This is a genomic window from Photorhabdus viridis (assembly GCF_040256935.1).
Taxonomy (GTDB): Bacteria; Pseudomonadota; Gammaproteobacteria; order Enterobacterales; family Enterobacteriaceae; genus Photorhabdus; species Photorhabdus viridis.
In genome coordinates this window covers 1-319 of record NZ_JBEJZY010000346.1, presented here as the reverse complement: position 1 = coordinate 319, position 319 = coordinate 1, and the positions used below count along the sequence as shown (strand labels likewise).

Below are 319 nucleotides of genomic sequence, written 5' to 3'. Positions count from 1 at the left end.
ATCGCGCTCGGTTTTTAACTGTGTCAGCGATGCCGGTGAAGTATCTAAGCTCATGCGCACCCGGGCACTGGCGGTGTCCAGCAGATCCACCGCTTTATCCGGGAGCTGACGTCCAGCCAGGTAACGACGGGAGAGTGTTACCGCCGCCTGTACCGCACTATCAAGAATATGGACGCCGTGGTGGCGGGCATAACGCGCTTTCAGCCCACGCAACATCAGGCAAGCGGTTTCATCATCCGGCTCATCAACGTTAATCCGCTGGAAACGGCGCTCCAGCGCGGCATCCTGTTCAAAATAGCGTTTGTACTCCGACCAGGTG

1 pseudogene is annotated in these 319 nt (G+C 57.7%); it reads right to left on the bottom strand.

Annotated elements, in window-relative coordinates:
- A pseudogene (locus tag ABR397_RS23670) lies at positions 1-319 on the bottom strand (type VI secretion system ATPase TssH); the annotation flags it as partial.